At 64.2% G+C, this 9,042-nt stretch carries 9 protein-coding genes; 1 reads left to right on the top strand and 8 read right to left on the bottom strand.

What is annotated here, in order from left to right; genetic code table 11:
- From Q7T45_RS11675 to Q7T45_RS11645, 7 genes are all read right to left on the bottom strand, one after another.
- Positions 1–291 (bottom strand): alcohol dehydrogenase catalytic domain-containing protein (locus tag Q7T45_RS11675; protein WP_304870849.1); only part of this gene is annotated, 291 nt, incomplete at its 3' end.
- Between the two features lie 211 nt (positions 292–502).
- The gene (locus Q7T45_RS11670; RefSeq protein WP_370691257.1) at positions 503–1,492 is read right to left on the bottom strand and encodes an ABC transporter ATP-binding protein; all 990 of its coding nucleotides are present in this window, start codon (positions 1,490–1,492) and stop codon (positions 503–505) included.
- Positions 1,489–2,469 (bottom strand): ABC transporter ATP-binding protein, encoded by a 981-nt coding sequence (locus Q7T45_RS11665; RefSeq protein ID WP_304870848.1) that lies wholly within the window; start codon positions 2,467–2,469, stop codon positions 1,489–1,491. Before Q7T45_RS11665 ends, Q7T45_RS11670 begins: the two co-directional genes overlap by 4 nt.
- Before the next feature lie 11 nt (positions 2,470–2,480).
- Positions 2,481–3,353, bottom strand: coding sequence for an ABC transporter permease (locus tag Q7T45_RS11660; protein WP_304870847.1), 873 nt, complete (start codon positions 3,351–3,353; stop codon positions 2,481–2,483).
- Positions 3,340–4,290 carry an ABC transporter permease gene (locus Q7T45_RS11655; RefSeq protein ID WP_304870846.1) on the bottom strand — a complete coding sequence of 317 codons (951 nt, stop codon included), beginning with the start codon at positions 4,288–4,290 and terminating at the stop codon, positions 3,340–3,342. Before Q7T45_RS11655 ends, Q7T45_RS11660 begins: the two co-directional genes overlap by 14 nt.
- 6 nt (positions 4,291–4,296) lie before the next feature.
- Positions 4,297–5,853, bottom strand: coding sequence for an ABC transporter substrate-binding protein (locus Q7T45_RS11650; RefSeq protein WP_304870845.1), 1,557 nt, complete (start codon positions 5,851–5,853; stop codon positions 4,297–4,299).
- Positions 5,854–5,988: 135 nt separating this feature from the next.
- Entirely contained in the window at positions 5,989–7,164 is a 1,176-nt protein-coding gene (locus tag Q7T45_RS11645; protein WP_304870844.1) for a CaiB/BaiF CoA-transferase family protein, read from the bottom strand.
- 210 nt (positions 7,165–7,374) lie between these two features.
- Here Q7T45_RS11645 and glgA point away from each other — a divergent pair, with 210 nt between their 5' ends.
- Entirely contained in the window at positions 7,375–8,790 is a 1,416-nt protein-coding gene (gene glgA / locus Q7T45_RS11640) for a glycogen synthase GlgA (protein WP_304870843.1), read from the top strand.
- Between the two features lie 21 nt (positions 8,791–8,811).
- Here the strand turns inward: glgA and Q7T45_RS11635 are convergent.
- A partial coding sequence (locus Q7T45_RS11635; RefSeq protein WP_304870842.1) for a DUF3734 domain-containing protein occupies positions 8,812–9,042 on the bottom strand: 231 nt, incomplete at its 5' end.

The raw sequence follows: 9,042 nt of genomic DNA, 5'->3' as shown, positions 1-9,042 counted from the left end.
GTCGCCGACCTTGATACCGGCATTGTCCGCCTTGGCATCCGGTCCCAGCGCCAGCACTTCGCCGACGCTCTCATGTCCCATGGTGCGCGGCAGCGATACGCCGCGGTCCTTCAGCGACAGCGGCTTGCGCCCGTGGCCGAGATCGTAGCCGCCTTCCCAGATGTGCAGGTCGCTGTGGCAGACGCCGGCCGCCTTGACCTTGAGCAGCACCTGGGTGCCCGACGGCTGCGGCGTCGGCGCGTCCACCTCCTTCAAGGGGGCGTTGAAATCGGCAACCTGGAAACTCTTCATCGCTTCTCTCCCGATGGTTCTTGCTTTTGGATTAAATTCGGACCTCATCCTGAGGAGCCCGGCGAAGCCGGGCGTCTCGAAGGATGGCGTCAGGTAGTGTGCCCAATGGTTCGAGACGCACGTCGGCAGCGCAAACGCGCTGTCGACGCGCTCCTCACCATGAGGGAGTTGGGTTCTTCCTCCGGATCGCAGTTGTGAATGTGTTAGACGCTTAAGCAGCCCCGATCAATGGATGATGGCAGGCGGCGAACTGGGCCGGCGCGACCTCGCGAAGCTCCGGCATTTCGTCGCTGCAGCGCTGGTCCGCGCGCGGGCAGCGGGTGCGAAATCGGCAGCCGGAGGGCGGCGCGATCGGCGACGGCGGTTCGCCCACCGCCACGCTTTCGGCCGGCCGCACATCCGGATCCGGCACCGGGATCGCCTCGATCAGCAGAGCGGTATAGGGATGCGCGGGCTGCGCAAACAATTGTTCGGAGGGACCGACCTCGCAGAGCCGGCCGAGATACATCACGGCGACGCGGTCGCTGACCGCCTTCACCACTGCCAGGTCGTGGGCGATGAACAGCAGCGTCAAGCCATAGCGCGCCTTCATCTCCTCCAAGAGATTGAGGATCTGGGCGCGGATCGACACGTCGAGCGCCGACACCGGCTCGTCGCAGATGATGAATTCGGGATTGAGCACCAGCGCCCGCGCAATGCAGATGCGCTGGCACTGGCCGCCGGAAAACTCGTGTGGCAATCGTCCGATCACCAGCTGGGGATCGAGTCCGACCGCGGCAAGCACGTCGTGGACCAGTTGCTCGCGCTTTTTCGCATCCTTGACGCCGGCTATCACCAGCGGTTCGGCGATGATATCGCCGATCCGCCGCCGGGGGTTCAGCGAGGCGATCGGATCCTGGAAGATCAGCTGCACGCGCCGTCGCATCCGCCGCAGCGTATCGCCCTGCATCGCGGTGAGGTCCTTGCCGTCGAACAGCACCTTGCCCGACACCGGCCTGCGCAACTGCATCACGGCGCGGCCGAGCGTCGATTTTCCGCAGCCGGATTCGCCGACCAGACCGAGCGTCTCGCCGCGCGCAATATCGAGGCTGACGCCGGACACCGCATGCACGGTCTTGTTGCCCACGGGATATTCGACGACGAGGTTTTCCACCCTGAGCAGGGGATCGCCGGATACAGGTTGTGAAACGGGCTGCATCATGCGGGGGCGCCGACGGCGGTGTTGAGCGGACGGAAGCAGGCATATTGGTGGCCGGGCGAGTCCGCATCCGCAAGCGGCGGCTTCTCGATCTGGCATTGGGCCCACGCATACCGGCAACGCGGCGAAAACGAACATCCCTTCAGCGGCCGGGTCGGATCCGGCGGACGTCCCGAAATCGCCGGCAGCGGCGTATGCGGTTTGGCGTCGATCTTCGGGATCGCCGCCAGCAGCGCCTCGGTGTAGGGCATGCGCATTCTCTTGAACAAATCCGGCGTCGGCGCGCGTTCCACGACGCGGCCGGCATACATCACCGCCACCTCGTCGGTGCGGCCGGCGACGACGCCGAGATCGTGGGTAATGATGATCATCGCCATGTGGCGGCGGCGCTGTTCGCGCGCCAAAAGATCGAGGATCTGTGCCTGGATCGTGACGTCGAGTGCGGTGGTCGGCTCGTCCGCGATCAGCAATTTCGGTTCGCAGGACAGCGCAATGGCGATCGCAACCCGCTGCCGCATGCCGCCGGAAAGCTGGTGCGGGTACTGCATCAGCCGCTGCTCAGGGGCTGGAATCCCGACAGCAGCCAGCAATTCGATGCTGCGCATCTTCGCCGCCACACCGTCGAGTTCGAGATGTTCCTGCAGCGTCTCGATCAGCTGGGTGCCGATGGTCAGCACCGGATTGAGCGAGGTCATCGGATCCTGGAACACCACCGCCAGCGAACGGCCGCGCAGCTTGCGCAGGCGTTCGCGGTCGAGGCGCACGAGGTCCTGGCCGTCGAACATCACGCGGCCGGACAGCATGGCCTTCTTCGGCAGCAGCTGCAGGATCGCGCGCGACAGCATGGTCTTGCCGCAACCGGATTCGCCGACGATGCCGAGCGTCCGGCCGGCGCCGACGCTCAGATCGACCCGATCCACCGCACGGAGATTGCCGCGCGGCGTCGGCAGGTTGACCGACACATCTTCGACGGAAAGCAACGCGGGTCCGGTCACAGTGCGCCCTGCCGCGGATCGGTGAGAGCCCGCAACGTGTCGCCGACCAGGTTGAAGGAAAGCACGGTCAGGAACATGGTGACCGCGGGAATGAAGGCGAGCCGCGGCGCGATCTCCAGGCTCTCGCGCCCCTCCCCGATCATGATGCCCCAGCTCGATATCGGCGGCGGCACGCCGAGTCCGAGGAAGGACAGCGCGCCCTCGACCACGATGGTAACGGCGACGCCGAGCAGGAAGAACGCGAACAGCGGCAGGAACACGTTGGGCAGCAGCTCGCGCAGCAGGATGCGCAGATGACTGGCGCCCAGCGCCTGGGCTGCGATCACGAATTCGCGCCGCGCCAGCGTCAGCGTCGTGGCCCGCGCCACCCGCATGAACGCGGGTATGCCGAGCACGCCGAGAATGCCGGTCAAGTTGAGCAGGGATTGCCCGAGATAGGCGGTCACGGCCAGCGCCAGGATCAGCGGCGGAAAGGCCAGCAGCGTATCCATGCTGCCGACCACCAGCGTCTCGAAGCGGCCGCGAAAATAGCCGGCGAGAATGCCAAGGGCGCCGCCGATCGTGAGGCCAATGACCGGCGCGCAAAGCCCGACGATCAGCGAAATCCGCGCGCCGTAGATCAGCCGCGACAGCACGTCCCGCCCGAGGCCGTCGGTACCGAGCCAGTGCTCGGCCGAGACAGGCGCACGGCGCTCCAGCATGTCCATGTGGAAGGGGCTCGGCAACGGCAACAGGTCGGCAAATGCGGCGAGCGCAAACACGAAAGTCATCCAGCCGATGGCCATCCAGAACAATAGCCCCAGCCGGCGCGTGCGCCGGACCGGACTGACGGCGACATCCTGGTCGATGCTGAGCTCAAGCGTGGCCATGACGAATCCTGGGATCGAGGACGGCGTAGAGCAGGTCGACGATGAAATTGATCATCACATAGCCAAGTGCAACGATCAGCACTACGCCCTGCAGGATGATGAGGTCGCGGGTGAAGATGGCGCTGAGCAGCAGCCGGCCGATTCCCGGCAGCGCGAAAATTGATTCGACGATGACCGTGCCGCCGATCAGGCGGCCGATATTGATGCCGGTCACCGTCACCAGCGTCAGCGACGAGGGTTTCAGGGCATGCACCAGCAGGATGCGCGACGGCTTCAGGCCCTTGGCGCGCGCCATCGCGATGTAATCCTCCTGCAGGGTCTGGATCATATCGGAACGCAGGACGCGCATCAGCACCGGCCATTCGCCGAGCGCCAGCGTCAGCGCCGGCAGCAGGAAGCACCTGAGATTGCCGACCGGATCCTCATGAAACGGGATGTAGCCGGTTGCCGGCAGCCAGCGGAGCTCGACCGCAAACAGATAGATCAGCAGGATGGCCGAGAGGAATGCCGGCACCGAAAGCATGCTGAAGGCGCTGCCGGTCATGAAACGATCGAAGGCGCTGCCGCTGCGCACCGCGCAGGCGATCGCCAGGGGAATGCCGATCGTCAATGCCCCGAGCTGGGCCAGCAGCATCAGCTCCAGCGATACCGGCAGCCGTTCCGTCACCGCCTGCAGCACGGTCTGCCCGGTGCGGAACGACCGTCCAAAATCGCCCTGCAGCACATTGCCGAGCCAGGACAGATAGCGCCACCAGATCGGCTGGTCGAGCCCCATGTCATGGCGCAACGCCGCCACCTTCTCCGGCGTCGCCTGGTCGCCGAGGATCGTGTAAGCGAGATCGCCCGGCAGCAGCGACGCGATCAGGAATGTCAGCAGCGAGACCGCAAGCAGAACCGGCACCAGATAGAGGAGCCTTCGCGCGACGAAGCCCAGCATGGACGGTTATTCCAGCCAGGCCCCGGAGACGTCGATCACCCCGCTGTACATCTTCGGCAGGCCTTTGAGCTTCGCAGTCGAGAGCGCGTAATAGGTGTTCTGGAAGGTCCAGAACCAGATGGCTTGCTGGTTGACGTGCCGGCTGATGGCGCAATAATCCTCGGTCCGCTTGGCCTTGTCCGGCGTGACTCGCGCGCGGTCCAGCAGCGCGTCGAGGTCCGGATTGGAATAATTGGCCAGCGCCACCGGGCTGCCGGTGCGGAAATTGGCGAACATCTGGACGTCGGGATCGGCGAGATCGACGATCCGCCACGGCGTCAGCTGGAACTGGCGCATGAAGGCGCGCGGAACGACGGTCGCCTGGTCGATCTGCTCGATTTCCATGTTGGCGCCGGCCTGCTTCCAGAATTGCTGCAGCACCTGACCGACCGTGCGCCCGCGCGGCGTCGCGGTAACGATCATCTTGAAATCGACCGGCTTGCCGTAGTCCTTGATCAACGCCTTGGCCTTTTCGATATCGAAAGGCAGCGCGCCGTCGTCCTTGCACTTGACCCACGAGCCGTCGCCGAAGGGATTGGTTGCCGGCAGGGCCAAGCCATTGGTGATCGCCTGCGACATCTTCTTGCGATCCAGCGCCATCACCAGCGCCTGACGCACCCGCACATCGTCGAACGGCGCGACCTTGGTGTTGAAGGCATAGACCTGGGCGCCGGAGCCGACATAGGTATGCACCTTCAGCTTGGGATCCTTCTGGGCCTTCTGAATATTGTCGGCGTCGTATTCATCGTCCCAGATCACATCTGCCTCGCCGGATTGCAGGCTGGCGAAGCGCGACTGCGCATCCGGCAACGGCTTCAGCACCAGGCGGTCGAGATAAGGCCGCCCCTTGTTCCAATAGTTCGGATTGCGCTCAAGAACCATTCGGTCGCCCGCCGACCACGACTTCAATATGTACGGTCCGGTGCCGACCGGATTGCGGTTGTATTCATCGCCCTTGGCTTTCCAGGCCGTCGGAGAGTGAACCGCGGCGTTCTGGTTCGCATAGGAAACCAGCGCAGGGTAGTTCACCGAAGGGTCCTTGAGGTTGTAGACCAACGTCAGTTCGTCGGGCGCCTCAACGCTGATGACGTTGGAGATATAGAAGGCGCAGCGGCACTTGTTCGCGGGATCTTTCTGTCGCTCGTAATTGGCCTTGTACGCTTCCGCATTGAACGGCGTGCCATCGTGGAATTTGACTCCAGGACGCAGCTTGAAGGTCCAGGTCTTGAAGTCTTCCGAATGAGACCAGGACAGCGCGAGCTCCGGCTGTGCCATACCCTTGTCGTCGAGAGTGGTGAGCGTGTCGAAAAGCGCCGAAGCGGCGGTCAGCGCCGCCGTGTCGTAAACGCCGACCTTCAGCGGATCGAAACCGGGAATATCGCTCTCGAGGCCGACCGTGATGCTGCCGCCCTGCTTTTGGGCAATGGCGGGAGTTGTCACCCAGGGACTTGCAACCAAAGCCAAACCAAATACCGCGACATGAAATATCGGCGCAAACGTGCGCGAGCGGAATGCCGCTTTCATTTGATGCTCCCTCCAAAAGACCCTGCGTCCGGTATTCCGGATCGTCGACGACTGCGCGGCAGATTGGCTGGAATTACCGGCGGCGGCAAGACCGCAGGATGGCGTCTGGATGAAAAGCCGCAGGTCTCAACCGGATTAGCCCGGCGCCTTCGCCAGCCGCTTGCCCGTGAATGCCGCTATTTCGTCTTCCGAAAGCCCGGTCTCCCTGAGATACGCGACCGTGTGCTCGCCCAGGGTCGCCATCCGCTTTCCCGCAGAGACGCTGGCCCCGGACATGCGGAACGGCAGGTTGAGAACCTTGAAGGTGCCGCCACCATCCTCCACCTCGGCCAGCGCGCCGCGATGTGCGATCTGCGGATCGGCCAGTGCCTGCGCCACCGTGCGGTAGGCCGAACTCGGAACACCCTCGGCATTCAGAGCCGAGAGACATTTTTCGGTCGTCACCGTGCCTGACCAGGCCTCGACGCCCTCCATCAAGCTCGCCCAGTTGTCGCGGCGGTCGGCATAGGCCGCAAAACGCGGATCGGCGACCCACTCCGGATGCCCGATCACCTTCATCAGGCTCTGGAAGGTCTTCTCGCTGGCAATGGCGACCATCACATATCCATCCGCGGTCGCGATCGGCCCGAACATCGGACGCTGGGTCGGCTTCACCTCGAATTGCGACCACTGCAATTCGTTGAGCGTCAGGCTGAGCATCGATTCCAGCATCGAGACGTCGATGTGCTGGCCGAGCTGCGTGCCGTGGCGCTGATACAGCGCCGCCGAAACGGCGCCGAAGGCATAGACGCCGGTCAGCACGTCGGCGTGATAGATGCCGCAATAGTCCGGCCGGGTTCTCCCGGGCTGGTAGGCCAGATGGGCCATCTCGTAACCGGAGGCGGCATGGATGACCGGCGCATAGGCCGGCAGTTCGGCCGATGGCCCGGTCTGGCCGTATCCGGAGATCGAGCAATAGACCAGTTTCGGATTGATCCCTTTCAGCGAGTCGTAGTCCAGCTTCAGCCTGCGCATCACGCCGGGGCGAAAATTCTCCACCAGCACATCGGTGCTCGCGATCAACCGGCGAATGACCTCGATCCCTTCGGGCGATTTCAGATCGAGCACCAGACTGTTCTTGCCGATATTGAGCTGGCCGAAAGCGGTGCTGCAATTGTTGCGCACCGGCGGACGGGTCCGCATCGTCTCGCCTTCGGTGGTCTCGATCTTGATGACCTCCGCCCCCATGTCGGCCAGCATCCGCGTGCAATGCGGACCGGCAATGGTGGTCGAGAAATCGAGCACGCGCAGGCCTTCGAAGCTCTTTGTCAAATTACCCTCATCGTTGTCAGCTAGCGTCGTTGCAAACTGCCGGACGTCGGGGTCCGGCGCGGCGGACCCTAAATTGCGCCGCTCAGCCTGGGAAGCGTTTCTCCCGGCGCCCGCCCCTTGGGCCGCCGCCTATGCCCTTTGCAAAATCGGAAGCGAAAACTGGAACCTTTCTTGCATAACGTCGATTAAGCGCTGGTACGGGGGCATTCCTTGAGGGTCTTGTTCGTTACCACGGAAATGGATGATTTCGTCCGGGTGGGCGGGCTGGCTGCCGTTTCCGCCGCCCTGCCGCGGGCGCTACGCGCGCTCAGCGACGTCAGGATCATCCTCCCCGGCTACCGCGACGTGGTCGAACAATTCCTGCATATCCAGATCGTCGGTCAATGCCCCGCGCTGGCGGAGATGCCGGCCTGCTCGCTCGGGCTGACGGCGACCAAGGATGGGCTGCCGGTTTACGTCCTGCTCTGTCCGGAACTTTATGACCGCCCCGGCAATCCCTATGGCGACCCATCGGGCCGGGACTGGCCCGACAACGACGTGCGGTTCGGACGATTTGCCTCGGCCGCCGCTCTGCTTGCGGCAGGCAAGCTGGACAAAAATTGGGCAGCGGACCTGGTTCATGTCAACGACTGGCAGGCAGCACTGGTGCCGGCCTATCTCGCGTGGAACGCCGTCAATATCCCCAGTATCCTGACCATCCATAACCTCGCCTATCAGGGCCTGTTCCCGAAGGAGTCGCTGCGCCGGATCGGCGCGCCCGAAGCCTCCTTCCACATCGATGGCCTCGAATTCTACGACAAGCTGTCCTTCCTGAAGGGCGGGATCGTCTATGCGTCACATCTGACCACCGTCAGCGAAAATTATGCACGGGAGATCACCACGCCCGAACTCGGCTGCGGGCTCGAGGGCCTGCTGCGCCAGCGCTCCGACGCGGGCGGGCTCACGGGAATCCTGAATGGCATCGACGAGAGCTGGGATCCCCGCGTCTGCGCCCAGCTGGCGCAGCCGTTCGGCGCCGGCGACTGGGAAGGTAAGCAGGCCAACTCGGATTACGTCCGCCAGCAATTCGGCCTGGCGCTGTCGCGCGGCCCGATTTTCGGGTTGGTGGCGCGTCTGGTGCACCAGAAGGGCGTCGATCTGGTGCTGGCCGCCGCGGACGAGATCATCGCGGCCGGCGGCCAGATCATCGTGACCGGCAGCGGCGAGCCCGCCATCGAGCAGGCGCTGGTCGACGCGCACCGCCGCCGGCCGGATGCGATCGGCGTCGCCATCGGTTTCAACGACGGGCAGGCCCGGCGGATTTTCGCCGGCAGCGATTTCACCCTGATGCCGTCGCGGTTCGAGCCCTGCGGCCTGAGCCAGATGTATGCGCAGCGGTTCGGTTCGCTGCCGATCGGCCACCAGACCGGCGGCCTCGCCGAAACCATCACGGACGGCGAAACCGGGTTCCTGTTCGATCGTCCCTCGACGGAATCGTTTCTCGGCGGCGTCCGGCGCGCGTTCGCGGCCTTCACCGCCAAGGACCGCCTCGACGCCATGCGGCGCAGCGCCATGTCGCGCTCGTTCAGCTGGGGCATTTCGGCGGCCTGCTACAATGCGCTGTACCGCAAGGCGCTGTCGCCATAGGCCTAGCTGTTGTCCTGAGCCTCACTCCGCCGCGACCGCCATCAATTCCGTCTGCTCATGGAGAATGACGCCGGACAGGGGATCGAACTCGCCGACCCAGGGCGAACGATCGAGCACGGCCCGGGTATGGGCATAGCCGGCGTCCCAGCGCTGCCGGATACCGGACGGACTGAAGTCGATATCCTTGGTATGGTTTTCACGATCGAGCTGCGGCGCCAGCAACCGCACCACATGCATCTGCGTCGGGCAACC

It is taken from the genome of Bradyrhizobium sp., assembly GCF_030646015.1.
GTDB lineage: Bacteria > Pseudomonadota > Alphaproteobacteria > Rhizobiales > Xanthobacteraceae > Bradyrhizobium.
This window is presented reverse-complemented; position numbering and strand designations above follow the sequence as displayed.